The organism is Thermococcus sp. EP1 (assembly GCF_001317345.1).
Classification (GTDB): Archaea; Methanobacteriota_B; Thermococci; order Thermococcales; family Thermococcaceae; genus Thermococcus_A.
The window spans coordinates 438,775-464,815 of the sequence record NZ_JXCG01000001.1 but is presented as its reverse complement, the minus strand read 5'-3'; the positions used below and the strand labels follow the sequence as shown (position 1 = coordinate 464,815).

The window sequence follows — 26,041 nt, the reverse complement described above, 5'->3', positions numbered from 1 at the left end:
ATCACCCTTTGATTCCTCCTGAATAACCTTGGAGGAGCAATTGTTGGGCCGTTAGGAAAAAGATTATAGTAGGTAAAAGATATAGCGTTCCAGCGGCTGCTATGAGAGGCATGTGTGAGTACTCTGCCTCAATGTTGGCCTCAATAAACGTTGCGAGAGTTTGGTCTATTAAAAATGTTCTTACATAAATCAAATCTTGCCAACCAGCTAAAAATCCAAACAAAGCTACTGCCAATATACCTGGTTTTATTAAGGGTAGCATTATCTTCCACCACACTTTGATCCTAGAGGCCCCATCTATTATTCCAGACCATTCAAACTCCCAAGGGATTGTGTCAAAGAAACCTTTCATTAACCATACGGACATTGGAATTTCTAGAGCCGCTCTTGCAAGTACTACATAGAAAAATGAATAAATTCGAACCAGAGACGGATCTTGAGGAAAAGTCAGACGATAGAAAAGATAAACCCCTACAATTAATGCAACTCCTGGAAAAGCATGAAGCACAAGGAGAAGAAGCATCATTGCTTTTCTCCCTCTAAATTTCATTCTCGAGAGAGAATAACCAGCAAGTGTACTAATCAAGGTAACTATACCAGAAACTCCAAGAGCAACTACTAGAGTATTAAATGTTATTTTTAATATATTCTGACGTATACCTCCTGTTATGGCCAATTTTCCTTGAAAGACATTTACCCAATTCTCAATAGTAGGCCGAAAAGACTCTGGACTTAGATTAGTTATCATATCCTTGCTAAAGCTCGAGAGAACCAACAGAGCAAATCCTAATATAAGAGGGAGACTTGCAAAGATGATGACCGCTATTATCAGCCATTCATATCTCTTGGGCCTAGTTTCTACATCCCTCATTCTACATCACCCCTCGGCTCATGGATCATCCTTTCAAATTGGAGTACTTTTAGAGTAACATAGCCACCCATGATGCCAATTATGGATAATAAAACTGCTGCCGCCGCTGCTAAACCCTGGTCTTGTTCTCCACGTCCAAAAGCAGTGTTAAAAACATATAAAGCAAGCGTTGTTCCATAATCTCTATTCACTAAATCCCATTCAACTAACAGGAAAAGGTGAGGATAAGTAGTGAGTAAGCTAAGGAACTGCCAAGTAAGGACATAAAGAAAGTGCCACTTTAGCATGGGGATTAAAATTTTCTTTGAAATCTGCCATGCAGATGCCCCATCTACCCTAGCCGCTATCACGAGTTCTTTAGGTATCTGATTTAACGCAGACGTAAAGACTATCATACCAAAACTAACCCCTACAAGCCCATTAACAAAGATAATAATGCTCCACACTCCCCAAGGAGTTATTTGACCCCAGGGGATTGGTTCAGAGACAAGACCCAACTTAAGCAAAATAGAATTCAATGTCCCAATATCACTCCCATGGAAGAAGTAGTACCACACTAAACTATAAACAGCTATTGGGGACATTCTAGGAAGTAACCAGAGAAGCCTAATACTTGAAGCAGAACTCTCATTTATAAAGAATGTTCCCAATGCTAAAAGAAGTCCTCCAAAAACATTTATGAGGAGCGTTATCCCCACGAAAACAACAGTAGTTAGAAGAATCGCCCTAATCATAGGATCATGCTGAAACATGTGAAAGAGCCTTTGATAGTTATAAAGACCAACAATCTCACTCAAATACTTCTCCGTATTCCAGTTCCTCATTTTAGTGAAGCTTATATAAACAGTGAATACAAGGGGGATTAAATAGAATATGCCCACCATTGCTATCATTGGAGAAAGAAAAAAGGAAAGACTTCGAAGCTTTTCTCCCTTCATAAAGCTTCACCTCATGGGAATTGCCAGTCTTTTGGAATTTCTCCAATAACCTCTACGTTCTCAGCAAGCTCTGGGTCTGCATTTACTTTCTGGATTATATAATCAACACCTTCTTCTGGGGTCATTTCTCCTCTTAGTACCTTATCTAAAGCCTCTTTGAATATATCGGCCAATGCAGGGTATTTTGGATGAGCTGGGGCGAATTTTGTATATTCTAGCATATAGCTCACGTCAGCGAGGAACTTGGCATTTATTGGATGCACTGTAGTTGCAACTATGTCTTTCAGATTATCTTTCACTTCTTGATCCAAGTCCAGATTAAGGCTCTTTAAGTCGTTAAGCCACTTTTCATCACTAATGAGCTCTGCAGCAGCTTTTCTAACAGGTAAATGAGCACTTATTACACTGTGTATTGCATTTATATCTGGGTCACTTGCTTTTATTATCATTAAGAAAGCAAGCTCATGATATATTTCCTCGAGTTCTTCATATTTTGGATTTTGTTGACCTGCTTTGGAGTTTATCATCCATACAAAGGGTTGGCTCAGAGTCACTGGTTGTAGTCCTTTTTCACCAGCAGGGAATAATGTATAAGCAAACCAGTTCTGGACTTCGTCGGGCTTTATAGGTCTTGGAGTCCCTTCTTTTCCATAGTAATCCTTCGTTTGCCACTCTGTCCAATACCATGTTCCGCCAATGTCAAAGAGTGTCCTTCCTTCAACAATCGCAGGATGGATCTGCTTCGCCCAGTCCCAACTCATTATATCCCCTGGAAGAAGACCATCCTGAACAAATTTCCACTCAACGTAAAACCATTTGTAAATTGCAGGAACATCAACGACAAGCTTCTTGGACTCTTCATTGTAGAGCTTTCCACCAAAAGCGAAGATGAATTGAATCAAATCTGGATGAGCGGAACCTTTTCTGTGTATAAGGCCCCATTCTGCCACTCCACTTCCCTTTGCTTTCTTTGCCCACTGATAAACGTCGCTCCATGTGAATTCACCATTTTTAACCTTCTCTTCGATTCCCTCTAAATTGAAACCAATCTTTGCAGCTACGTCTCTCCTTATGTAAAGAGGTCTTGCCTCTGTATCTTGAGGCAACCCATATAGCTTTCCATCAAACTTGGAAGCCTCTATAAGGGATGGATAGAAGTCCTCTATTACACTCTTGTATGCGTTGGCGTATTCTGTTATATCAAGAATGTAGCCTTCATCTGCTAGGGTCGGTAAGAATGCGTAGGAATTTACAAAGAAGTCTCCAGCCTGACCAAGAGGTTGTTTGCTAAGATACTCTTGGTAAGCATCTTGAAAAGCTGCGGCATAATGTTTGTCAGTTATTATTATCTTTACATTAACACCATTCTCTTCCCAGATCTTGTTTATCCTTCTAGCTGCTTCAACAATCCCATGAACCCTCATAACACTATTGGGATCTCCAGAGCCCCATGCAGAAAACTTAACTTCGTTTATTCCGTTTTCTTCAAGAACCTTCCCTATCGCTACTGCATCCTTGACAAAGTCTCCACTCAGTTCAACGGTAGTTATTTTTGTCTCAGAAGTCTTTTGGCCACCAATGCACCCACTTGCCATCACTCCAAAAAGAACCACCAATATAACTACTGCTCCAAGTTTCCCTTTCACAACTTCCCACCTCCGAAAATTTCGGAAGATTCAAAGGCCAAAAAGGCATAATGTTATTATAAGAGGAAGCTTAGTAGCAACTTTACCGAAGACATTTTTGGAAACTAACTCTTATAAACATTTACATAATCCATTTGAAAAATTTTCTCTTTAGAACAAAAGCTCATTTATCAACCTTTTTGTATCACTGAAAGTGTTATATATTGGAGATAAAAGATTATAAACCAAAAAATATTTAATAATTATAAAATAACTAGAGAGAGGTGATATGAATGGTGCGTGTGGTGATACTAGGTCAAGGATACGTGGGGAGTATTTTTGCTCTCGGTGTAGAGAGAATAAAAAACGGCGAATTAGGATATTATGGTATCCCTTTGGAAAATGATCTCCCCATAAAAATCGAGGATATTGAAATAGTTGGTAGTTACGATGTGGATAAAGACAAAATTAGAAAATCTCTCTATGAGATAATTGGAAACTATTGGGACGGCCACATACCTAAGAACCTAAAAAACGTTGTTGTGAAGAAAGGAATTCACTTGAACAGCTTGAGAAATCTACCTTTTGAAGTTGAAGGACTGGAGGATGAAATGTCTCTTAAAGAAGCCGTTGAGACCCTTGTTAATGAATGGAAAAAGCTAAAAGTTGATGTAATAGTAAACGTCTGCACAACAGAGGCCTTTGTTCCATTTAAGAACAAGGAAGAGCTCATTGCAGCAATTGAAAATGACAATAGAGATAGGCTAACTGCAACCCAAGTATATGCATATGCTGCAGCTCTTTATGCAAAAGAGACAAATGGTGCGGCTTTTGTAAATGCAATTCCAACCTTGATAGCAAACGACCCTGCTTTTGTAGAGCTCGCTAGAGAGAGCAATTTGGTGATATTCGGAGATGATGGAGCAACAGGTGCCACTCCATTTACTGCAGATGTCCTGACCCATTTGGCCCAGAGGAACAGATACGTTAAAGACATTGCTCAATTTAACATTGGAGGAAATACAGACTTTCTAGCCCTAACAGACAAAGAAAGAAACAAGAGTAAAGAATTCACAAAGTCCAGCATTGTTAAAGAGCTCCTTGGATATGATGCCCCCCACTATATTAAGCCCACAGGATTTCTGGAACCCTTAGGAGATAGGAAGTTCATTGCAATGCACATTGAATATGTAAGCTTTAATGGAGCAGTTGACGAGCTTATAATAAATGGAAGGATCAACGACAGCCCAGCTTTAGCAGGCCTTCTAGTAGATCTGGTGAGATTGGGCAAAATTGCCACCGAGAGAAAAGAATTCGGAACAATTTACGAAGTAAACGCTTTTTACATGAAAAATCCTGGACCACAGGAAAAAGGCAACATACCAAGGATAATCGCCCATGAAAAGATGAGAATATGGGCAGGATTAAAACCAAAGTGGCTTTAACTCTTTTTGATTTTTTCTTTTAGGAGAGCCTTTGCTATTCTAAGGACCTCCTCTGGAGCCTCTTTAAACCCTCCTCCTCTGGCTAAGATCTCACTCCCTCCTCCACTACCACCGACTTCATTGAGAACTTCTTTGAGGAGTTCATTCATTGCAAGGTCTTTAACCTCTCTATTTTTTGCAAAAATCAAGTAATTGCTCCCCACTATTAATACTACTGTATCAGGATTTTTATCTACAAAATGAACTACAAACGCTTGGACGTCCTTCATAGAAGCATCTTCTACAATGGAGACAACTCTTATTCCATTGATACTCTCAGCACTCTGTAGAAGTGCCTTGCTCTTCCATTTCCACATCTCTCTCCTCAACTTGTCTTTTTCTTCTTCAAGAGCCTCAAGATTTTCTTTGACTTCTATTATTCTATTAAAAAGAGGTCTGTTTTTATTCAACATCTCATCTAAACTTTTCCAATAATCCTCCAAGAGCTTATCTAGATATATCAAAGCCCTATAACCACAGACAAACTCTATACGCCATATGTTCTTGCTTTTTTTATAAAAGTTAACTATTTTTATGAACCCAACTTCCCCAGTGTTCTTTACGTGTGTACCTCCGCAGGGAATTAAATCCACTTCATCTATTTTTACAATTCTAATTTTTCCAGTTACATCCTTTGGAAGAGCTTTCCTAAGAGAACTGCCAATCTCTTTGGGGAGCTCATCATACTCGTTGACCTCCACAGGAATATTACTCCAAACAACTTCATTTGCCTCTAACTCAGCAGCAAGAAGATGTTCCCATGTTAACTCCTCATCAAAGTTTATCTCTATCTTATTGTAATCAGGAAAGATCTGAAAACCCGTTGTATCACTGTTATACATCTTTTTTAAAATAGCAGAAAGAATGTGTTGCCCGGTATGCTGCCTCATGTTTTCATATCTCCACTCCCAATCAAGTTCGAGCTCTACATTTTCCCCAATTTGGGGGAGCCTCCCCTTAATCCTACCTTCATGCCAAATTTCTTCTTTTCCTTCTACCTTTTTCACATCAATTCTAAATCCTTCTCCTTTTATAATTCCAATATCACCCGGCTGACCTCCTCCCTCAGGATAGAAGATAGTCCTATCCAGTTTGAGTCTAATATTATCTCCATTAACTTCAATTCCCTCTATCTTTGCCACAGCTTCTTTTAAATATGGATCAGCATAAAATAACTTAACTGTCATAGTTTTCACCAGAATAAAATCTCAGTGAAAAGATAAAAAGATAACTAACCCTGAGCTTTAGCCTCAAGAAGAGCCTTAACTCTCTTCAATCTGAAGAAGTTTTCCCTTTCCATTTCATCCAAGTGCTGGCTGATGTATTTCACAGTATCTTTCATCCTCGGTATGATGATGTACTCTAAAGCATTCACTCTTCTCTTAGTCTTCTCTATCTCTTTTGCAAGTCTCTTTAATGTTTCTTCAATTTCTGCAAGGCGTATGGCCAATTCCAGAACCTCTTCAAATTTTTCTGCTGCAACATCCACTTTAGGAGAAGTTGAAACAAACGCATACCCTCTCTCATAGGGATCTCTTCTAAATCCTTCTGCTTCAATAAGTGGTACCGGAACTCCCATGATATTCCTTCTCTTTATATTTATCTCTCTATTAGGTTTAACACTCAGAGCAGTTTCACTTAATCTCACTACACCCATATCAATTTCAGCCAATCTAAGTTGCTCGAAGGCCTCCGCTATTTTTTGATTGAGTTCTCTCCTCAAAGCTATTGCCTCATCATAAATGGTAAAGAACTCCATTATGAGAGCATCTTGCTTCTCTTTGAGTATTTTATGACCCTTTTCTGCAAGTTTTATTCTCCTCTTTAATCTAAGCAGTTCCATTCTGGTTGGCTTCACTTTTAGTATTCCTGCCATTCAACTCACCTCAATAGGAATAAAGAAATTAAGAGGAGTGTCTGTACTTTGGATGATACTTCTCTATGTATTTCCTCTCAACTCTCTTGAGCTCTGACTCTGGTAGTACTGAGAGAAGATCCCATCCAAGGTCTAAAGTCTCAAAGATTCCTCTGTCCTCATCATACCCCTGCGCAACGAACTCCCTCTCGAACTTATCTGCAAATTGTAGATATTTCCTATCAGTCTCTGAGAGGGCTTCTTCACCAACTACCGCCACAAGATCTCTTAAGCTTCTACCCTCAGCATATGCTGCATAGAGCTGCTGGCTGAGTTGTGAATGTTCTTCCCTAGTTCTTCCTTTTCCTATACCATCCTTCATGAGACGACTAAGACTTGGGAGAACGTCAATTGGTGGGTAGATACCTTTTCTGTGGAGGTCCCTACTCAGAACGATCTGTCCTTCTGTGATGTAGCCTGTAAGGTCTGGTATTGGATGAGTAATATCATCATCAGGCATCGTTAATATTGGCATTTGAGTTATACTTCCCTTTCTACCTCTCACTCTCCCTGCTCTTTCATAAATTGTAGCTAAATCAGTATACATGTAACCTGGATAACCTCTTCTTCCAGGAACTTCTTCTCTTGCAGCAGATATTTCTCTCAAAGCCTCTGCGTAGTTTGTCATATCTGTTAAGATCACAAGTACCTGCATGTCATAGTCAAAGGCCAAGTACTCAGCAACTGTAAGGGCCATTCTAGGAGTGATGATACGCTCAATGGCTGGATCATCTGCGAGGTTCAAGAACAATACAGCTCTTTCAATAGCACCAGTCTCTTCAAAACTCTTTTTGAAGAAGTTTGCCTCCTCATAGGTAATACCCATAGCTGCAAACACTACCGCGAACTGCTCTTCTTCTCCCAAAACCTTTGCTTGTCTTGCAATCTGAGCGGCAAGCATGTTGTGAGGTAAACCGCTACCACTAAATATTGGAAGCTTTTGGCCTCTAACAAGCGTGTTCATCCCATCTATCGCAGAGATACCTGTTTGAATGAAGTCTCTCGGATATGCTCTTGCTACAGGGTTAAGAGGGGCTCCATGAACATCTCTTCTCTCCTCTGGAATTATCTCTGGTCCACCATCTATTGGCTCTCCTATACCATTGAACACTCTACCAAGCATGTCCATTGAAACTGGGACTTTAAGTGTCTCCCCTGTGAATCTTACTCTCGTGGTTTTTACGTCCAAATCTCTTGTTCCTTCGAAAACTTGGACGATTGCTAGATCCTCCCTTGCCTCAAGAACCTGTCCCTTCCTCTTCTCTCCACCTTCAACTTCAATCTCTACAACTTCACCATATGCTACTCCTCTAACACCTTGGACAATCATTAAAGGACCGTAAATCTTGCTTATTGTGGAGTACTCCATAGCAGGCATTTTTATCACTCTCCGTATTTCTTAAAGAGTTCTTCAAATTGAGCTCTGGTTTTTTCTATTAAGCCAGCTATCTCCTCGACGCTTGGATTGTACTTCATTCTTCCTATCTCTTCCCTAACGGGCAATTTTACAATCTCTTCAACTGGAATTCCTGCATCTACAGCTTCCATAGTGTACTTGTAAAAGTTGAGTATAACTTTCATCATTGTTATTTGCTTCTTCGGTGGGCAATAAGTATCAACTTCATGGAAAGCGTCTTGCTGGAGGTAGTCCTCTCTAATCATCCTCGCTACGAGAAGAATAGCTTTCTCCCTTTCTGGCAATGCATCTGGACCAACTATTCTGACTATTTCCTGAAGTTCAGATTCTTTTTGCAAAAGTGCCATTGCCTCATCTCTCATTGACTTCCATTCTGGATCAACGTTAATGTGCCACCAATCTTTTATTGAGTCCACATAAAGGGAATAACTTGTGAGCCAATTTATGGCTGGGAAGTGTCTTCTCCTTGCAAGATCTGCATCTAATGCCCAGAATACTTTAACCACTCTCAATGTGTTCTGCACAACAGGATCGCTTAGATCACCGCCTGGTGGCGATACTGCACCAATAACACTAACACTTCCAATTCTCTCATCACTTCCCAAAGTCTTTACTCTACCAGCTCTCTCATAGAACTCTGCTACCTTTGAAGCTAGATAAGCAGGATATCCTTCCTCACCTGGCATTTCCTCAAGTCTTCCAGAAATTTCTCTCAAAGCTTCTGCCCATCTTGAGGTTGAATCTGCCATTAAGGCCACATTATATCCCATGTCTCTAAAGTACTCTGCTATTGTAATTCCAGTATAAATTGAAGCCTCTCTTGCTGCAACAGGCATGTTTGAAGTATTGGCTATAAGTACTGTCCTCTCCATTAATGGTTTTCCTGTTCTCGGATCCTTAAGCTTGGGGAACTCTTCAAGCACATCTGTCATCTCATTTCCTCTTTCCCCACATCCGATATACACCACAACTTCTGCATCACTCCATTTTGCAAGTTGGTGTTGGGTGACCGTCTTACCTGAACCAAAGGGCCCAGGAATTGCCGCAGTACCACCTTTGGCCTGTGGGAAGAAAGTATCAATAGTCCTTTGTCCTGTAATAAGTGGAATTTCTGGAGGAAGTTTCTGTTTATAGGGCCTTTTTACACGAACTGGCCATCTTTGATACATTTTGAGCTCTTTAATTTCGCCATTGGGCATTTTAACTTTTGCAATAACTTCTTCTATTGTGTAATCCCCTTCCCCAGCGATTTCAACGATTTCTCCGTTAACTCTTGGTGGAATCATTATTTTGTGTTCTATAATCCCCGTTTCTGGGACAGTTCCGATTATATCTCCCTCAACTACCTTGTCTCCTACTTTAACAGTTGGTGTAAAATGCCACTTTTTGTCCCTTGGAAGAGCAGGAGCTGTAAGCCCTCTACCTATAAAATCTCCACTTTGGTCTCTCAATATCTCAAGAGGCCTTTGAATTCCATCATATATTGAAGTGAGCAATCCTGGTCCAAGTTCAACACTCAAAGATGCTCCTGTACCTACAACAGGCTCCCCTGGTCTAATACCAGCAGTTTCTTCATAAACCTGAATAACTGCTTTGTCACCTTCCAGCCTAATGATTTCCCCAATAAGCCCCAATTCACCTACTCTAACCACTTCATACATTCTAGAGCCTTTCATATCATCTGCAACGACTAATGGTCCAGTAACCCTAACTATCTTTCCCATTTCTTTCACCTCTTTATCTCAACACCTATGGCCCGTCTAACAATTTCTCTTAGTTGTTCTTCACCATATAATGACCCATATTTATCAGGAATTTGAAGAATTATAGGGAGTGTAACATCCGGAATCTCAACTTTTTGAGCTAAACGCTCTGTTATAAATATCACACCAACATCTTCTCTTTCTACTAACTCTCTTAGTTTATTTCTCACTCGCTCTATCTCAAGTGGTGCGTCTCCAAAAGAATACGTTTCATGAACTCCTGCAAGTTTGAAGCCAAGTGCTGTGTCCTTGTCACCCAATACCACTATCTTCATAGCTGCTCACCCACAATTCCCTTTATTATTTCTGGCTTTAGCCCATCCTCTATTAATTTAGCAATCGCCTTAAGCTTTCTAATTTCTGATTCTTTTTGAAGGATATAGCTTACCGGAGTAGCTATACTGAGGGGATAGAATCTTGTGAGTTCTGCCATTTTTTTGTTGAATATACTTGTCAAATGCTCTTTCAAAAGCTGATATATCTCCCACAACCTTATCCCGAACATCTCTCAATATTGAGGAGTATTCCGTAGAATCGAGTTCCGCTAGTGCCATTTCAATGTCCTCAACATTTAATAGAGTTTCAAGTGTTCTCCTGTTTATCTTTCCACCTGGAATAAGAGCTTTTCTGATTTTATCCGCACTTAACCTATGTACTTTTGCCCTTAAGATCGTAATTAGGTTTATTTTATCTATTTTCAAGTTCACAAACTCTTCAAGAATCTTTTTCTCTTCCGCCTTCCGAGAAGCAGCATATTCAAGAAGCTTGGAATAGTGTTTTTTATATAATTCAGTTTCAAATTCTTCTGAAGTTATCTCCTTAAGGAGCAGCCTTTGATAGGGTTCTTCGTATTCTGTGCCCTCAAGTATAACAAGAATTTCTTCTAAGGTCTTTGCCTCCGCCATTGCTTTTACCTTTTCCACCATAGTCCCCAACTCATGGACATAGTCTCTTGCAACTTCTCCTCTTAATTTGGCTTTAACTACTGAAGAAATGTTTCTAATGTCCCACTCTTCAAGAAGAAGTTGGAAGAATACTCTCGTCCTCTTCGGCAAAATTTCCATCATTAGTCTGTATGTGTCTGCTAGAGATACTTCTAGAGCTTTGTCGATAGCTTCTGCATTTAAAGAAGTCAAATTTCCTAAATATGGTTTATAATCACTATCTTCCAAGTTCATGACAAAGTTGTTAAGTGTTTTTGACTCCGCAAGTTCCCCTAGTTTTTGTTCAGTAAATAACCTCGCCTCCATAGCATTAATCCTTGCATTAGGGTATGAATAGGGAGTATATTTCCACAATATCTGACCCGTTTTGTATGCTATCCATGTAAAAATAACTGCCAAGCTCGTGTCCAACAGTGCAGTTATGGTTCCTACTTCCACATCCCTCACCCAAATAAGATTTTTGCTATTTTAGCCCTTAACTCAGATTGAAGTCTCTCCATCCTAGTCTCAAAAGTATTATCTATCCTTATCGTTTTTGTGGAATTTTGTATGACCACGCCACCTAGGGTTTCCAGAGGCTCTCCAAGTGAGATTTCCACATCTTTACCAATCTTTTCTTTTACAATCCCTTTTATTTCTTCTAAGTGCTCTTCTATCAAAGAATGTGTTCTCTCATTTGAGCTAAGTACCACTTTTTCCTCTCCAAGTTCCTGAATCCCCTCAACTATTAGACCCTTAAGTACCTCTAAATATTCTTCTTCCGGAATTGAAGCTAATCTTTCCTTTATGGAGTCTATAACTTCATTGATCAATTTTTCTTGAAGTGCAAGCTTCCTCCTCCTAACTTCAAGCTTCGCATTTGCTATTATTCTCTGTTTTTCCATTTCTGCTTGAGTTTGAGCTTTTCTAATAATCCAATCTGCTTTTGCTTTGGCTCTTCTCTCGGCTTCTTTTTTAATCTCCTCTGCTTTATGTTCCGCCTCTTCTAAAATGTATTTTATTTTCTGTTCTGCCTCTCTGTTAATCTCCTCGATAATTAGTTTTGCTCCTTCCATTAGTGACTCCTCCTTGAAATGTTGGGGAGAAGGCTCAGAAGCCAACTCCCGTAATTATGAGGATCAACGCACCGACCAAACCAAAGATAGCCATTGTCTCGGCCATAGCAGCAAAGATAATTGACTGTGTGAATGTCTTGGGGTTCTTTGCAGTAGCTCCAATACCTGCTGATGCAATAATACCCTGTGGAATTGCTGATAATCCTGTTAACCCAACAGTTAAACCAGCACCCAAAAGTATTGCCGCTTTAATTACATTATCTGTGGTACTTTCAGCAAATCTGAAGGTTCCTCCAAGTATTCCAGAGACTAGAGCTATAAGGAAGAGAGTAATCAACCCATAAATACTCTGGGTCATTGGTAGACCCTGGAGTACCAAGGCGTTTCTAAAGTTCTTTTCATCTTCAGCAACTGCTCCAGCTGCAGCAGCTCCAGCAATACCAACTCCAAATGAAGATGCAGCTCCAGCAATACCAGCCGCAAGTGCAGCACCCAATGCAACGTAAACTATTGGTTCCATATTCCTACACCTCCTAAATCTCTAATTCAAGTTCAGATACTTCTCTTTTAGCTTTAAATGGCTCAAATTTTTTACCTTCTCCTGAATAGAAGGTCCCAAAAAACTCAACATAGTGTAAACGCAAAGCGTGAACAAATGCCCCAAGGGCGTTTATAGCAGTTGAAAATATATGACCCCCAATAAAGACCACGGCCCCTACCGCTATTCCCAATGGTATAGGCCCAACTTTTATTCCCCATATCAATTGGACAATTATGTTTATGACCATTGCTATTCCTGCGGTTGCCAATGCTAATGCCATTAGACGTGCATAGCTAAGCCAGTTCCCCACAAATCCGAAGAAGTTGGAGATTGTCATTAGGAATCTCATTGGTAGTGGTAGATCGCTTCTAAATTGTGATATTGCAAATAATATAAATCCAACTCCAAAAATGACCTCTCCTGGAAGCATGCTTATCATGTTTGCCATTGCTAATGCTAGAAACACCACTCCGAAGATTATTAGCATCCAAGAAAGTTGATCGAAGATTGCGTCTTTTACTTCTCCATTCCTGAACTTTACTATAAAGCCAAGGGTGTATCCTACAAACAAGTGAATAAGCCCTATAGCCAGTGCTAGACCTAAAACTGTTAATGCACCCCTTAATGGATCTAATAACGCTGGAACATTTATTCCAGCTCTTTGAAGAGCATCTCCAAAATAGCTGCCAAAGAGAACCCCCATTACGATTGTGAAGAACGCACTCCAGACTAGGACATTTGAAAACTTGTAGGTCCCATCATTTAGTTTTTTATGCCCCTTAATCAGCAAAGCTGCCACAGTAGCTATGATCAGTCCATAAAGGAAGTCTGTAAGCATGAAACCAAAGAAGAATGAATAAGTAAATGCCAGTACTGGAGTTGGGTCTAATTCATTATACTTTGGAACTCCGAACATCTCTGTTAACAGTTCAAAGGGTTCTATAAACCTTGGGTTCTTGAGCTTAATTGGTATCTCATCAAACTCTTCTTTTGTTGGAGCTTTTGTATTAACATACACCTTTCCGTGAGTTATTTTTTTGATGCCTTCTGTGATATGAGGTACATGTTTCTTAGGTACCCATCCTACAAGTGCAAATGTCATGTTGGTTCTCACCAGGTTCCCTAGCATGTTTGCTTTCTCTCTTTCATTCTCCATAAGTTCCTGGTAAAATACAAGTTCGTCATGGTACTGTTTTGCAAGGGTTCTAGCCTCTTCTTCAACAGATTCTAGCTCTTGTTTCTTTAACTCCATCTCCTTTCGAAGGTCTTCTATAGCTTCCATTGGTTTACCCTTTACATCTGGAACTTCAAGACGTTCAAAGGAATATTTTGCAAGGATTGGATTAGCCTTATCGTAATCTTTTTTCAAGATAGCAAAAACAACCAGATATTTTCCTTTTAGTTCCTTTGACACATAGGCAATTCTATTTTGTAGGGTGGTGAGTAGTTCTTTAATTAGAGGGTCAAATTTTTCTCTTTCAATAAAACCAACTGCTATCTCTACACTCTTCGTGGGCTTAAGGTATTCTATCTCCAAATCAATTGCAGCAAGCAATTCTAAGATTTCTATCTCTGTTTTTATCCTCTCTAGTTCTGTGTTTAGAGAGGTTATTTTAGCCTCTACTTCTTTAATTTTAGGTTCAGCAATTTTTAGAAAAGATTCTATCTCTTTTATCAGCTCTTCTATCCCTCTGTATTTATATCTCTTCTTTGACTTTAATTGTGGAAAAATAAATCCTTTAAGGCCTCCCTGTACCCCTTCCTTATAGTTACCCAAAAAATCGATTAATCTCGAGAGACCTATGCTGTAAGATGCTGCTTTTCTGTAGAATTCATTAGGAGCGTCTCTTTGAGCCAAACTTACTTCTATCTCTCTGATCTCCAAAACTCCCTCTTCATGAAGGTAAGTAAGAAGGGAATCTTTATAACGGTTTAAACTGAGAACCTCGATCTTCACCATTTCTTCAGGTTTAAACATACATCATCTCCCTCTAATGAGTTTTACTGCCTCATCAATAGCTTTCTCAAAATTTTGTTCTGCTTTGAGTTTTATCTCTTCAATCTCCTTTTCTCCATCCTTTGTAATTTTCTCTGCTTCAACCTGTCCTTCTTTTCTTTTCTCTTCTATTAAAGAGTTCGCCTGTTTTTGGGCCTCATTTATTATTTGCTCTTCAATCCTTCTTGCTTCCTCTTTTGCCCGGTCAATTATTGTCTTTGCATCTCCTTTTGCCTTTTCAATCCTTTCTTCTGCCTTTTTCTCCGCATCTACAATTTCTTTAATGATTGTCTCCATGAAAAGCCCTCCGATGAAGTTAATGAAAGTAACCGTTTCAAAGGAGTGTTAAGTGAATACTTTAAATAATTTATGCTCAAAAGTGCACAAAGAAGAACAGGAAAGATGAAAATTTTTGCATAAATGATAAAACAAAAATAAAGATTCATATTCACTATTGAACATTAGTCAACTCTGACCTTCGGTAGTTTTCTTTCGCTCAAATACAGTTTTAATATCTTTTAATACTGCATTCTTTGCAAAAACCACAACTTCTCCTTTCTTTGGTAATTTTGTGTCTCCTGAGGGAATAATCAGATTTCCTTTCTCGTCATATATTGCAACTATAAGAGAGTCCTTGGGTAAATTAAGCTCCTTAACAACCTTTTCTGAGATCTCACTTCCATCATTCAATGGGAACTTTACAATCTCCGCACCTTCTCTTGGGAAAAGCACTCTATCAAAGCCAGGAATTGTTATGCTTCTGAAAATGTAATTGGCCGCAATTTCTTCAGGGCTTATGACCACATCAAAGTATTTCTTTAAATCTTCAACCCTCTCAAAGACCTCCTTATTCTTGGGCTTGCTTATTCTGAGGATGGTCTTTATTTTGGGATTCAAATGCTTTGCAAGGATGCATGCTAAAATATTTGCATCATCCCTGCCAGTTAAAGCCGCAAAGGTATCTGCCTGCTTAACATTAGCCTCTTCTAGAGTTTTCTGATCTGTTGCATCTCCTTCGAGTACAAGCCCATTAATAAGGAAAGAGAGTTCCTTAGCTCTTTCTTTGTTTATGTCAATTATCGTAACATCGTGCCCTTCATTTTCCAACATTTTGGCCACAAGATAACCAACTCTTCCAGCACCCATTATCACAACAAACATTCAACGTCACCTCTCCTCAGCGAGGAGTATTTTCGCGATTTCAGCATATGCTGGCCTTGTTATTAAGATTCCAATGAGTACTCCAAGTATTGTAGTGAATGCAAATCCTCTTAGCCCTCCAACAAAGAACTTAAATAGGAAGCTCATTGCCACTATTGTGGTGGTTGCTGAGGCCCATATGACGAAAAATGCTCTTCCCATCCTCTTCAGAATACCACTTCTTTTTGTTATTTTCCCTATCTTCTTTCCTCCCAAGAGTTCATCAGTTATGACTATCTGTTGGTCAACTCCAGTACCAATGGCTGCTATTATACCCGCAATACTTGGAAGGTCAAGGTTCCATTTAATCAGGGCTGCAATTCCTAAAATTGCTATAACCTCACTTAAGCTGGTTATTACTACTGGAACTGCTATCCGTACTTTCCTATAGTGAAGATACACAACAAAGCCTACCACAAGCAATGCCACTAAACCTGCTCGCAAGACCTGACTTTTAAATTGCTCTCCTAAGGTAGGTGGAATGTAGTTAACTCCCTCTACAAATACTTTTACAGGCAATGACCCACTTCTAAGAACTACAGAGACAACTTGAGCCTGTCTCATTGCAACAATATCCTCTTTAGCACCCCCAATTGATATTGCAAGCTCTGTATGTGGTTCTCCTGTTGTGAGGCCTTCTTGTAGCTTATATGGACCATATAAACCTATAACCCTCCTAATAAACTCGTCTATAGCCTCCCCTGCACGTGGTTCTCTTTTTTCCACTTTTATTCCAAAGTTTTTCAACTGAGACTCGAGATTACCATTAACCCCAATTAAGATAACCTTTTCTTTGCCTTCTGCAAGTTTAGCTATTTCTTCTGCAGTCTGGTTTCCATATGCGATAACATCAATATTAAATGCCTCTTTGAGTCTCTGGGGAAGTGATTTAGCATCTGGTACAAATTGAAACTCATTTATCATAACCGCGTAGACATCTTGGGAAACTATTAAAAGCGAGTTCACAGGAGGGTCAAGGAATATATCTACCGGATATCCGACCTTTCCAAGGGCTAGTTGAGCAAATTTTTCCGCAGCCTCTTTTGAAATCGAGAATGGAACTATCCAGCTGGCCTCTCTAGGCTCATAACTAACTTGGTCTACTCTCTTGATGTCCTCTCCAGTAGCAAATATGATTCCATTAAATTCTGCATAAAAAACACCCTGACGATTTATTGTATCTATAATACTGTTTGCCTCCTCTTCAGTAACATTTGCAACTCGTATTTTAATTATTTGATCTCCCCAAGGCTCTAAGGTGATATCCTTAACTCCAAGAGTGTTTAATCTCGTTTCCAAAGATGTCCTAACTTCTTCCATAATATTTTGGTCTACTGGCTTTTCAAGTTGGACTGTGATTTCAACACCACCACTAATATCCAGTCCATAAGTTATACCTTGAGAGAGTATTGTAACTATAGATCCTAAGATGACAAGTATGAGCAAAAGAACTCTGCCGTTTAAGAGGATCTTCTTCAGATTCATCTCTTCTCACCTCTCTGGATATACCATCTTAGAACTCCAGCATTAAGTATCCACGTGTTCATGAAATCGGCAAGCAACCCAAAGATCAATACAATTGCAATCATGTCTATAACCTCAGCTTGAGAAAGAATCCACAATGAAGCTAGAGCTCCCAAGGTTGTGGTACTCATTGTAAATCCTGTAGAGACTGCTGAAAAGTAAGCATCTTCAACTGTATCTTCTTTCCTCCTTAGAAGTTTAGTAGTTAGAAGGATATTACTATCAACTGAATAACCTATAAGCATTAACAAAGCGGCAATAGTTGCTTGTGTTAGTTCTAAACCGAAAATGCTCATCAATGCTAGGGCTATTGTCATATCAGAAAAAGCTGAGAATATAACTGTTAAAGAAGGGACTGGCACTCTGAAAAATAGAAACACAACGACTGCCATTCCAAGAAACGCTAGTGAGACAGCTTTTAAACTTTGTTCTTGAGCAGTTCTTGATAAACTTGGACCAAATTGAGTTTGAGATATCGTAACATCAGGATACTTCGATTTTACTACCTCAATGATATGTTGAACATTAACATCTGTAGAAGCTCTTATCTCGATTTTAGTATCTCCAGTTATACTTTTAACTTCCCTAACTACTACATCAAAGTTTTCTTGCTTTAAGAGACTTTCCACTTCTTTTGAATCCACATTTCCTCCATGAAGAGTTACAACAACTCCTCCCTTGAGGTCAGTTCCAAGGTTTGGAAAGTGAACTGCAAGTATTAAAACCGCTACAAGAAAAACAATTAGTGGATAAGTTATCATTTTTTTAGGATCAGTAGCAGCAAGCTTTTTGAGAGTATTCTCAAGCATCCTGTTCACCTCTTACGTGGTTTTTAATGTACGGCATTGTCTTTTTAGATACTCCACCGTAGCATTTAAAAATCTATTCAATAGCGCACTTACTAGACACGCAACTTTTAAAACCTAAGGTGAATAACTGGATTAGGTGATGCTCATGGATACTATTGGATATCACTACGTAGTTGAGGCTTCAGGATGTGATCCAGAAGTTTTGAAAGACCCTAACAAAATAAGAGAGATTTTCATCGGTGCAGCAAAAGCAGGGGACATGGAGATAAAAGCCAGCTACTTCTTTAGGTTCTCTCCAACTGGGGTTAGTGGTGTGGTCATCGTCGCTGAGAGTCATATATCAGTCCACACATGGCCTGAAGAAGGTTATGCAGCACTAGATGTTTACACATGTGGAGAGAAAGCAGACCCGGAGAAAGCAGTGGACTATATTCTTGAACACTTCAAGGCCCAATATGCTCACGTTTCAGAAGTCAAGAGAGGTATTAAGGAAGAAGAAGGTACCTTTACCCATATGATACTAACTTGGGAAGAAAAGCTTGATAGAAGAAATGAAAAATAGTCATTCAAGAAGTTTTTCAAGTTCCATCCTTATTTTCTCTATCTTATCCTTAATATTCTCAAACTTGATCTTATAAGCCTCGAGCTCTTCGATTTTCTGAACTAAAGACCTCTTTTCTTCATTTAATCTTTTGATTTCTTCCTCTTTTTCGCGAAGCTGGTCTTCCAGCTTTTTAACTTCCTCTTCGAGCTGTTTAAGCTTTTCTTCCTCCACTCTTTTGCTCTGGAGCTCCATGAGTTTTAGTTTAGTTTCCATCAACTCTTTCTCAATACTTTTCTTCTCTTTTTTAAGTCTCTCAAAGTCCATCCTTGTTTTTTCAAGCTCTTTTCTTAATCTTTCTATTTCTTCTTGGGCCTTTTCAGCTTCCGCAAGTCTTACAATCTCTTTCATCTTCTCAAGTTCTTTTTTGACCGCCTCATACTCTAATTTGAGTTTCTCGTACTCTTTCATCAATTTTTCATACTCCTCTTTTGCAATGACTTCCTTTAGTCCGCCCTTCTCAATTATTTCAATTGTTTTTATTAATTCATCCAGCTTTCCTTGCTTAATTAGTTCGTAAGTCTCTCTCACCAGCTGTCCTGCCTTGCTTTCACCTTTAAGATGTTTTCTTATGGTCTGCTCTGTTCTTCCAAGCTCCCTTGCGATTTCACTTGTTATCATTCCTGCTTTTTCTCTTGCTATTGCTCCAGCTGCAACTGCCAGACTATCAACCCACGTTAACCTCTCTGCTGAGTCCTTAATTAACTCGATAACCTCTGGCCTAAAGAGAGTTGCAAAGAGAAGGATACTCTCCAATTGGTGAATCTCCTGTCTCCCAATTGGGTTAAGGGGTATTTCTATTTTCATCCTCCCACCCCCTCAGATTTCTACAATTCCACCTCTCTTCAGTATTTTATTTGCATAAACTATAATTCCCTTATCTGTTATATCAAAGGGATGTCTCCTCATTGAGTGACTTGTACCTCTCATTTTCCATACTGTGAGAGAACGCTTGAGCTCTCCATCGATTTCGTCTAGATCTAACCTTATAATACCATCAACTCCATGCTCTACCCCAGGTCCACCAAATCCTCTTTCTCCAACACTAATCTGGCTCACAAATATACTTGTACACCCTGTTCCGGCTAAAACTCTTTTCAACTGTAGAATTATACTTCTCGCTATAGCCGGCTTGTTTATATAAAGGGTTGTTACAGAATCTACCACTACCCTCTTAGCGTCTATATCCTTTATGGCTTGTCTGAGAACATCAATAAACTCTCTAAGGTCTGTCAAATCGTGGACTATATATTTCTCATATTCCTTTGATCTCCCAATCCCTGCTGTAAAAGCATCGACCATAGCGAACATTCCTTGGTCCTCATAAGGCCTAATATCCCAACCAAACTGGGCCATGTTCTGTCTAATCTGAACTGGATGTTCCTCTAATGCAACATAAATTCCTGGTTCTCCTTTCTGCAACCCATTCCACAGGAATTGCTGGCTAAAAATCGTCTTTCCTGTTCCTGGACCCCCACTAAGCAGAACTACGTTCCTTTCAGGAATTCCACCATGAAGTATTTCATCCATACCTGGTATCCCTGTTTCAACCCTTTTTATCACTTCTATCACCTCCTATGAAGGTTGTTGATAAGTTTTATAGGATTTCAAGAGAACAGTGATTTTAGTTACCATTTGGTATTATATTGAGTAGAAGTATTTAAATTTTACGGTGCAGAGAACTCGTGAGAAGGAATACAAAGTACAGACTACACCCAAAAGGCCTATTTCAGAGCAAAAGAGAGACTAAATAATTTATTAACTTCTCTAATTTTATCGCAAACTTTATAAATTGAGACCTAATTTAGTGTTATTGGCGGGGGCGTGGTGTAGCCTGGTCTATCATCGCGGGCTCCAGAGGTGTGAAGACGAGCGGGTTTGCTGATTTGGGGATGAGCCTTTGGAGCTCTGACCCGGAGAAACCCGCGGACCGGGGTTCAAATCCCCGCGCCCCCACCATCCCACGCTCTTCTGAGAAAAGATAAGAAAGAAACTTAGAGGGCTCATACAATTCCTCGCATCATCATAAAATCAGAAAGGAGAACGGTAATCATCGCCCCGAAAATTCAGAGCTCTTCTTTAACTGTCACAAACGAAACCATTGTTACGGTCTGCCCTACTCCTTTAACCTCTCTAAGTTTGTCAACGACAACTTTTCCTATCTCCTCAGCTGAGGGTGCCCTAATCTTTATTAAGAGGTCCCATTCACCAGCAATTATGTGAACTTCATGAACCCCTTCAATCTGTGCAATTTTTTTAGCCACTTCTCTTTGAGAAAGGCCAAATTCCGGGTCATACCTAGCTAAGATAAACGCTGTAGTCCCCAAGTTAAGCTTTTTGTAGTTAGGTTTGATTGTGAATTTTTCTATAATTCCTTCGTTAATGAGTTTCTTAATTCTATAATGCACAGTCGTCCTTGGAATCCCAAGTTTTTTACTTAGAGTAGCGATGTTTTCCCTTGAGTTTTCTTTAAGCTCTTTAAGCAGTTTTAAATCCACAGCATCAATTGCATCACTCATCCAAATCCCCCACATAATTGTCATATTTCCAACAAATTACGGATAGATATTGTCAATTAACTCTTTTTAAGGTTTTCTTTTAACCATCTTGCAAATTCTGTCAATGCCCTACCCCTATGTGAAATCTTGTTTTTCTCGCTAGTGGCCATCTCAGCAAATGTTTTAGTACTTCCATCTGGCAAGAAGATTGGATCAAACCCAAACCCATGCTCTCCTCGTTTTTGATCAATGATCTTTCCATATACAATGCCCTTAAAGAGATGTAACTCTCCATCATAATATCCAATTACACTTTTAAAATAAGCTTTCCTATTTTCTAGCCCCGCCATTAACTTTAGTATCCCCTCATTTCCGAGAGTTCTGTAAATATATGCAGAATAGACCCCCGGAAAACCATGAAAAGCCTCAATAAAAAGGCCCGAATCGTCTATGAAGAAAGGTTGATCAAAATAGTCCTTCAACCAATTAATCCCAAAAGTCACAACTTCCTCAAGAGTATTTGCTTGTATCTCGGGATATTCCACCTTTTTTTGTATAACTTCAATCCCAAGGGGGGAAAGGTAGCTTCTAACCTCATCTAATTTTCCTTTGTTAGATGTTACAAAAATCATCCTCATGTCTTCCACCTACTCATCAAAAGAATTAGAAAGTTAAAAAGATTGAGCTCAGTGCCCCTCAGCCTAGCGAAGGGTTTCAGTCAATGGTATATCCTATCTTCTCCACTAATTCCCTTCTTTCTTTCTTCTGTTCAGCAGTTTCAATCCTATTGGCAGCTTTTCCATCAACTATTCCAAGAACAGACCTACCAAGCTCAGTTTCAGCAACTATAACCTGTAATGGATTTTCACTGGCCCCATAAACCATCACAACTGCTGGATGATTCTTAACTGTGTTTAGCACATTTATTGGAAATGCATCTTTCATAACTATAACAAATACATGTCCAGCCCCAATTTTTAGAGCATTTTTTGCCGCCACTTCCTCTAGTTCTTTATCATTCCCAGTATATCTGGTTAACTGAGGCTTTGCCTCATTCATAGCAATTCCAAACTTTATCCCTGGCACTGCAGTTAAAAGTGCTCGAGCTAAGTCATCAACAGTAAATATTGAGAAGTTCCCTTGACCAATTATACATTCAGCGCCCTCTGGTTTTTCCACATTAACAACTTCAATCTTGACCATTTCACCCACCCCTCATTACATAACATTCTATACATAAAACTTTTTTGCACAATTATTTAAAAAATTCTCCATCAAGCGGACAATACTCAATTCCATAAATATCCCCAGATGCCCTATACTCCAAGGCCCGACAATCATGACATATAGGAGCAAATGGACACCCATTACATGCCTCTAAAGAGGCTTTTTTTAGTTTCCAGAATCTCTTAAGTTTGCGTTTTCTAAGTATTTGTTTGAGAGTCATTTGTTTTATATTCCCTCCGATAAAGTTCCTTAAAAGTGGACAGGGAAGAACAAACCCCTCTCCTGTAATCGCGAGAGTACCACTCAAACATGGGTGGTACTCAGGTGTAGGAGTATATACCCTTTTCACCTCCATGAGGTCGAAATCAACTTTTCTTAAAGAGCCTGGAAAGAGCAGATCTACATAAATTTCACCATAAAATGGAATATCAAAGACCTTCTCTACCTCCTTACTTTGCACCATAAGAAGCAAAGCATGAACATCTTCCAGCGTAACAGCTTTTTCGACATTTTCCTTCGAATATTCTAACTCCACAATGGGCTTCACACCAGGAGAAAGAGAAATTTTGTTAAAATCCTCAAGTTTCACAACCGCATATACATTCTCAATATCTAAAGAAGCCGCATAGTTGCTTATTTCCTCAAGAGTCCTTGGATCATCATAATTGGTAAGATACAAATCACCACCTGAGATCAAAGAGAACTCATAGAGTATTTCCTTTATCCGATCTACTTCCACTGGATCTTCTCTTAGTATGAATCTATTATTGCCAATACAACCTATAGATCTTGGAATTCCAGTTATTTCTGAAAATTTTCCGTTTCCTGCTCCAAGTTGCACTATGAGTCTCTCCAGCTTTCCTGTATGTTCTTTTTCAGCCCATGGTGGTTTAGCAAAGGCCGTGATATTCTTGGGCTTCGGCCACAAGATATTATTTCGAACTGTTTCCATTTAACCACCAAAAAAGGAAGAAAATAAGCCCCTTTATTAATCTTACTATTTTAAGTTGTTTTTTATTTACTAGAATTTATGATTACGTTATAAGACTAATGATCCTTCTTATACATAACTGCTTTATCTCCTTCAATCCAAAACTCACCTTCATCGGTAACTTCCTTTTTCCATATCGGAACCCTCTTTTTTACCTCATCAACTGCCCACATACATGCTTCAAAGGCCTCTTTCCTGTGCTTCCCTACAGCAACTATTAATATTGTGTTCTCTCCTATATCCAGCTCACCATATCTGTGCCATATTAAAATATCAAGTATAGGGAAATTCCTTAATGCCTCTTCCCGTATTCGTTCCATTTCCTTAATGGCCATTTCCTCATAAGCCTCATAAATTAGTTTTTTCACATGCCTTCCATGACTCTCATCTCTCACTTTTCCTAAGAAAATAGCTATTCCTCCTGCTTTGGATGATGATATAAGATCTATTGCTTTGTCCATGTCAAAATCTTCCGGTTTCTTGAAAAGTTTAATCTTCAAGATCTATCACCTCAAAAGAGTTATGCAGTAAGTCAACTATAAGTAATTTATTGGCCAATACCTCCCCATGTCCAGTAATAAGTTTAACAACTTCTGTTGCCTGGATTGTGCCGATAACCCCTGCAGTGGCACCTAAAATTGGAAACTTCTCTTTTTTCTTTGGAGGGATAGGGAAAAGTTCTTTAAGACTTTTTGTTTTACCCGGGATTATTGTTGTAAGCTGACCATGAAGTCCTTCTACCGCACCATGTACAAAAGGAATACCTCTCCTCTGAGCAAAATCATCCAGAAGATACCTAGTCTCAAAGTTATCCAAACAGTCAACCATCACATCTACATCTTTAATAATATCATCGATGTTTTCCTCAGTTAATTTTCCAGTAAAAGTCTTTATCTTTATATCAGGGTTAAATCGTTCAAGCTTCCACTTTGCCGAAACAGCTTTAGGGTTTTTTCCTAAATCCTCCTCCCAATGGAGAATCTGTCTATTCAGATTACTTAGCTCTGGAGTTTGTTCATCTATAAGGAGGAGTTCCCCGACTCCTGCAGCAGCTAGATAATAAGCAACAGGACTTCCTAATCCTCCTATTCCCACAATAGCAACTTTGCTCTTCTTTAATTTTTCTTGTCCCTCAACCCCAAATATCCTAATTTGTCTATCATACCTCTCAAGTTCTCTATTACTTAACATTTCATCCACCACTTGTAGGGGGGAACAAAGCTATCACATCGCCATCTTCTAACATTTCATCAAAAGAAACATAACGACCATTTCTCGACACATTTACATCTGCTTCATCATTGTAATCTTCACCAAAAACTTCCTTTTCGAGCTCTGGATGAAGATTTTTTATATGTTCAATTAGATCACTTATTTTGCTACCCTCAGAAAGCTCAATAATTTCTTCGTTAACCCCTGAAAGCTCTCTAAAACGAGCAAAATATCTCACCTTTATCTTCATAATTTTCACCAACTAAGTTAAGGTTCCTGAATTTATAAAAATTTATTATGAAACAAAGTGCTTACCACGGAACATTCTTCCATTTCATTTTATACGCAAAGATATTAGCACTCCAGTGAATAAACGGAGTAACAACAAGTAAAAACAGCACTTGTTTAGTTGAAAGAGTTCTTACTGGGTAGGCCAAAATAAGAGCGGCGACAAGAAAACCCCATTGATCAAGACCAACTGCAGGATATCCTCTCTCCATCCCTACTCTCCTTTTTACGAAACTTCCCACCAAATCACCAAAAAGAGCTCCAAATGAAAGAGCAAATCCTAGCTCTAAGGCAGAATAGAATGAACCATAAAAACTAGGAGTACAATAATACTGAATAATTGATATTAAGACTCCAGCAAAAAGCCCACCAAAAAAGCCTCTCCACGTTTTTCCATCTCCAAATATCCTCCTGCCATCAATAAATATTTTACCAAAGTCCATTGGAGTCTTCCCCTTGAAAAGTACGGGAGAAGCATTTGCAAAATATGCAGGGAGAATGTACCAAAGGGCCTCGGCTATTTCATTCATTTAACCACCGCCGTAATTAACTCTACTTTATTTTTAAGTCTTTGTACCATTTAATCTTTCCTCAAGACACTTTAGGAGCACCCTTAAAACCTCTTCCTCTTCATTTTTCAAAAAGATATGTATTATCCTTTCTGTAATGGCATTTCTTTGAAGAGCAAATTCTATTCTCTCCCTTAGTTTAATAGCTTCTTCACTATTGTCATCTTCTATAGCTTTAAGTGCTCTAAGGAGACTCTCCCTAGTTTGTCTGACATCTTCTTCGATTTTTTTATAATACGCCTCTTTTCTCCATTCTCTTATATTTTTTATCGCCGTGTAATATGCTCTCTTATCTCCCGGCTTTTTTATTCTCTTAACTAATCCTAAATTTTCAAGAAGCTTTAAAGCAGTGCTCACATGAGAAAGGGAATATCCAGTACGTTCTGCTATTTCCCCCAAGCTTAAAGGTTCATCTTCAAAGAAAAGAACCCCATATATATACCCATAGAGCTCACTTAAGCCAAATCTTCGTGCTGTATTTGCAAAATGATCCATCATTATTTTTTTGGCCTTTTCCACACCCAATATTATTCCCCCCATCCACTTAACTTCCCAAAGGTTTTTAAGATTTTA

The 26,041-nt window shown here is 39.1% G+C and carries 28 protein-coding genes, 1 tRNA gene and 1 pseudogene; 3 read left to right on the top strand and 27 right to left on the bottom strand.

Features of this window, described 5'->3' with window-relative positions:
* Position 1: 1 nt before the first annotated feature.
* The 3 genes from EP1X_RS02390 to EP1X_RS02380 are packed head-to-tail and all read right to left on the bottom strand — an operon-like array spanning position 2 to position 3,404.
* The gene (locus EP1X_RS02390; protein ID WP_055281318.1) at positions 2-871 is read right to left on the bottom strand and encodes a carbohydrate ABC transporter permease; all 870 of its coding nucleotides are present in this window, start codon (positions 869-871) and stop codon (positions 2-4) included.
* Positions 868-1,809, bottom strand: a complete 942-nt coding sequence (locus tag EP1X_RS02385) for a carbohydrate ABC transporter permease (RefSeq protein ID WP_055281316.1) — start codon at positions 1,807-1,809, stop codon at positions 868-870. The genes EP1X_RS02390 and EP1X_RS02385 overlap by 4 nt, the downstream gene beginning before the upstream one ends.
* A gap of 11 nt (positions 1,810-1,820) precedes the next feature.
* A complete protein-coding gene (locus EP1X_RS02380; RefSeq protein WP_055281403.1) occupies positions 1,821-3,404 on the bottom strand; it encodes an extracellular solute-binding protein in 1,584 nt (527 codons plus the stop codon).
* Positions 3,405-3,727: 323 nt separating this feature from the next.
* Between EP1X_RS02380 and EP1X_RS02375 the strand changes: the two genes are divergently transcribed.
* On the top strand, positions 3,728-4,879 hold the full coding sequence (locus tag EP1X_RS02375; protein ID WP_055281313.1) for an inositol-3-phosphate synthase: 1,152 nt from the start codon (positions 3,728-3,730) through the stop codon (positions 4,877-4,879).
* On the opposite strand, the gene EP1X_RS02370 is transcribed toward EP1X_RS02375, so the two are convergent.
* The 13 genes and pseudogenes from EP1X_RS02370 to EP1X_RS02310 all read right to left on the bottom strand — a co-directional run bounded on the left by EP1X_RS02370 (position 4,876) and on the right by EP1X_RS02310 (position 18,082).
* Positions 4,876-6,105 carry a DHHA1 domain-containing protein gene (locus EP1X_RS02370; RefSeq protein WP_055281311.1) on the bottom strand — a complete coding sequence of 410 codons (1,230 nt, stop codon included), beginning with the start codon at positions 6,103-6,105 and terminating at the stop codon, positions 4,876-4,878. The two genes, EP1X_RS02375 and EP1X_RS02370, sit on opposite strands and share 4 nt — an antisense overlap.
* 44 nt (positions 6,106-6,149) lie before the next feature.
* On the bottom strand, positions 6,150-6,794 hold the full coding sequence (locus tag EP1X_RS02365; RefSeq protein ID WP_055281309.1) for a V-type ATP synthase subunit D: 645 nt from the start codon (positions 6,792-6,794) through the stop codon (positions 6,150-6,152).
* Positions 6,795-6,822: 28 nt separating this feature from the next.
* On the bottom strand, positions 6,823-8,211 hold the full coding sequence (locus EP1X_RS02360; RefSeq protein ID WP_055281307.1) for an ATP synthase subunit B: 1,389 nt from the start codon (positions 8,209-8,211) through the stop codon (positions 6,823-6,825).
* Positions 8,212-8,216: 5 nt separating this feature from the next.
* Positions 8,217-9,974, bottom strand: coding sequence for an ATP synthase subunit A (locus EP1X_RS02355; protein ID WP_055281305.1), 1,758 nt, complete (start codon positions 9,972-9,974; stop codon positions 8,217-8,219).
* Between the two features lie 5 nt (positions 9,975-9,979).
* Entirely contained in the window at positions 9,980-10,288 is a 309-nt protein-coding gene (locus EP1X_RS02350) for a V-type ATP synthase subunit F (RefSeq protein WP_055281303.1), read from the bottom strand.
* Positions 10,285-11,395: pseudogene (locus EP1X_RS02345) on the bottom strand (V-type ATP synthase subunit C). Before EP1X_RS02345 ends, EP1X_RS02350 begins: the two are co-directional and overlap by 4 nt.
* Positions 11,396-11,400: 5 nt before the next feature.
* Entirely contained in the window at positions 11,401-12,012 is a 612-nt protein-coding gene (locus EP1X_RS02340) for a V-type ATP synthase subunit E (protein WP_055281301.1), read from the bottom strand.
* 34 nt (positions 12,013-12,046) lie between these two features.
* Positions 12,047-12,532: an ATP synthase subunit K gene (locus EP1X_RS02335; protein ID WP_055281299.1), complete on the bottom strand. Its 486-nt coding sequence runs from the start codon at positions 12,530-12,532 to the stop codon at positions 12,047-12,049.
* A 13-nt stretch (positions 12,533-12,545) separates the two neighbouring features.
* Complete coding sequence (locus EP1X_RS02330) at positions 12,546-14,531, bottom strand: V-type ATP synthase subunit I (RefSeq protein WP_055281297.1); 1,986 nt, start codon at positions 14,529-14,531, stop codon at positions 12,546-12,548.
* Positions 14,532-14,534: 3 nt separating this feature from the next.
* A complete protein-coding gene (locus EP1X_RS02325) occupies positions 14,535-14,846 on the bottom strand; it encodes a V-type ATP synthase subunit H (RefSeq protein WP_055281295.1) in 312 nt (103 codons plus the stop codon).
* Between the two features lie 168 nt (positions 14,847-15,014).
* Entirely contained in the window at positions 15,015-15,710 is a 696-nt protein-coding gene (locus EP1X_RS02320; protein ID WP_055281294.1) for a TrkA family potassium uptake protein, read from the bottom strand.
* 6 nt (positions 15,711-15,716) lie between these two features.
* The gene (locus EP1X_RS02315; protein WP_055281291.1) at positions 15,717-17,234 is read right to left on the bottom strand and encodes a preprotein translocase subunit SecD; all 1,518 of its coding nucleotides are present in this window, start codon (positions 17,232-17,234) and stop codon (positions 15,717-15,719) included.
* Positions 17,231-18,082 carry a protein translocase subunit SecF gene (locus EP1X_RS02310; RefSeq protein ID WP_055281289.1) on the bottom strand — a complete coding sequence of 284 codons (852 nt, stop codon included), beginning with the start codon at positions 18,080-18,082 and terminating at the stop codon, positions 17,231-17,233. The genes EP1X_RS02315 and EP1X_RS02310 overlap by 4 nt, the downstream gene beginning before the upstream one ends.
* Before the next feature lie 145 nt (positions 18,083-18,227).
* On the opposite strand from EP1X_RS02310, the gene speD reads away from it, so the two are divergent.
* Positions 18,228-18,644 (top strand): adenosylmethionine decarboxylase, encoded by a 417-nt coding sequence (gene speD / locus EP1X_RS02305; protein ID WP_055281287.1) that lies wholly within the window; start codon positions 18,228-18,230, stop codon positions 18,642-18,644.
* Here speD and EP1X_RS02300 read toward each other — a convergent pair whose 3' ends face one another.
* Entirely contained in the window at positions 18,645-19,490 is an 846-nt protein-coding gene (locus tag EP1X_RS02300) for a transcriptional regulator (protein ID WP_055281285.1), read from the bottom strand. It lies immediately after the preceding gene.
* A gap of 12 nt (positions 19,491-19,502) precedes the next feature.
* Positions 19,503-20,246, bottom strand: a complete 744-nt coding sequence (locus tag EP1X_RS02295) for a KaiC domain-containing protein (RefSeq protein WP_055281283.1) — start codon at positions 20,244-20,246, stop codon at positions 19,503-19,505.
* Positions 20,247-20,501: 255 nt separating this feature from the next.
* Here EP1X_RS02295 and EP1X_RS10045 point away from each other — a divergent pair.
* Positions 20,502-20,642: transfer RNA gene (locus EP1X_RS10045), tRNA-Trp, on the top strand.
* A gap of 107 nt (positions 20,643-20,749) precedes the next feature.
* Here the strand turns inward: EP1X_RS10045 and EP1X_RS02290 are convergent.
* From EP1X_RS02290 to EP1X_RS02250, 9 genes are all read right to left on the bottom strand, one after another.
* Positions 20,750-21,202 carry an Lrp/AsnC family transcriptional regulator gene (locus EP1X_RS02290; protein WP_055281281.1) on the bottom strand — a complete coding sequence of 151 codons (453 nt, stop codon included), beginning with the start codon at positions 21,200-21,202 and terminating at the stop codon, positions 20,750-20,752.
* Between the two features lie 56 nt (positions 21,203-21,258).
* A complete protein-coding gene (locus EP1X_RS02285; protein WP_055281279.1) occupies positions 21,259-21,819 on the bottom strand; it encodes an XTP/dITP diphosphatase in 561 nt (186 codons plus the stop codon).
* A gap of 76 nt (positions 21,820-21,895) precedes the next feature.
* The gene (locus tag EP1X_RS02280) at positions 21,896-22,384 is read right to left on the bottom strand and encodes an adenosine-specific kinase (protein WP_055281277.1); all 489 of its coding nucleotides are present in this window, start codon (positions 22,382-22,384) and stop codon (positions 21,896-21,898) included.
* 52 nt (positions 22,385-22,436) lie between these two features.
* Positions 22,437-23,360 (bottom strand): SPASM domain-containing protein, encoded by a 924-nt coding sequence (locus EP1X_RS02275; protein WP_055281275.1) that lies wholly within the window; start codon positions 23,358-23,360, stop codon positions 22,437-22,439.
* Positions 23,361-23,455: 95 nt separating this feature from the next.
* Positions 23,456-23,899, bottom strand: a complete 444-nt coding sequence (locus EP1X_RS02270) for a molybdenum cofactor biosynthesis protein MoaE (RefSeq protein WP_055281274.1) — start codon at positions 23,897-23,899, stop codon at positions 23,456-23,458.
* Positions 23,889-24,590 carry a ThiF family adenylyltransferase gene (locus EP1X_RS02265; protein WP_055281272.1) on the bottom strand — a complete coding sequence of 234 codons (702 nt, stop codon included), beginning with the start codon at positions 24,588-24,590 and terminating at the stop codon, positions 23,889-23,891. Before EP1X_RS02265 ends, EP1X_RS02270 begins: the two co-directional genes overlap by 11 nt.
* A 1-nt stretch (position 24,591) precedes the next feature.
* Positions 24,592-24,861, bottom strand: a complete 270-nt coding sequence (locus EP1X_RS02260) for a ubiquitin-like small modifier protein 1 (protein WP_055281270.1) — start codon at positions 24,859-24,861, stop codon at positions 24,592-24,594.
* A 61-nt stretch (positions 24,862-24,922) separates the two neighbouring features.
* Positions 24,923-25,429: a CDP-2,3-bis-(O-geranylgeranyl)-sn-glycerol synthase gene (locus EP1X_RS02255; protein WP_055281269.1), complete on the bottom strand. Its 507-nt coding sequence runs from the start codon at positions 25,427-25,429 to the stop codon at positions 24,923-24,925.
* A gap of 33 nt (positions 25,430-25,462) precedes the next feature.
* Positions 25,463-26,008 carry a GbsR/MarR family transcriptional regulator gene (locus EP1X_RS02250; protein WP_253276530.1) on the bottom strand — a complete coding sequence of 182 codons (546 nt, stop codon included), beginning with the start codon at positions 26,006-26,008 and terminating at the stop codon, positions 25,463-25,465.
* Between the last annotated feature and the right edge of the window lie 33 nt (positions 26,009-26,041).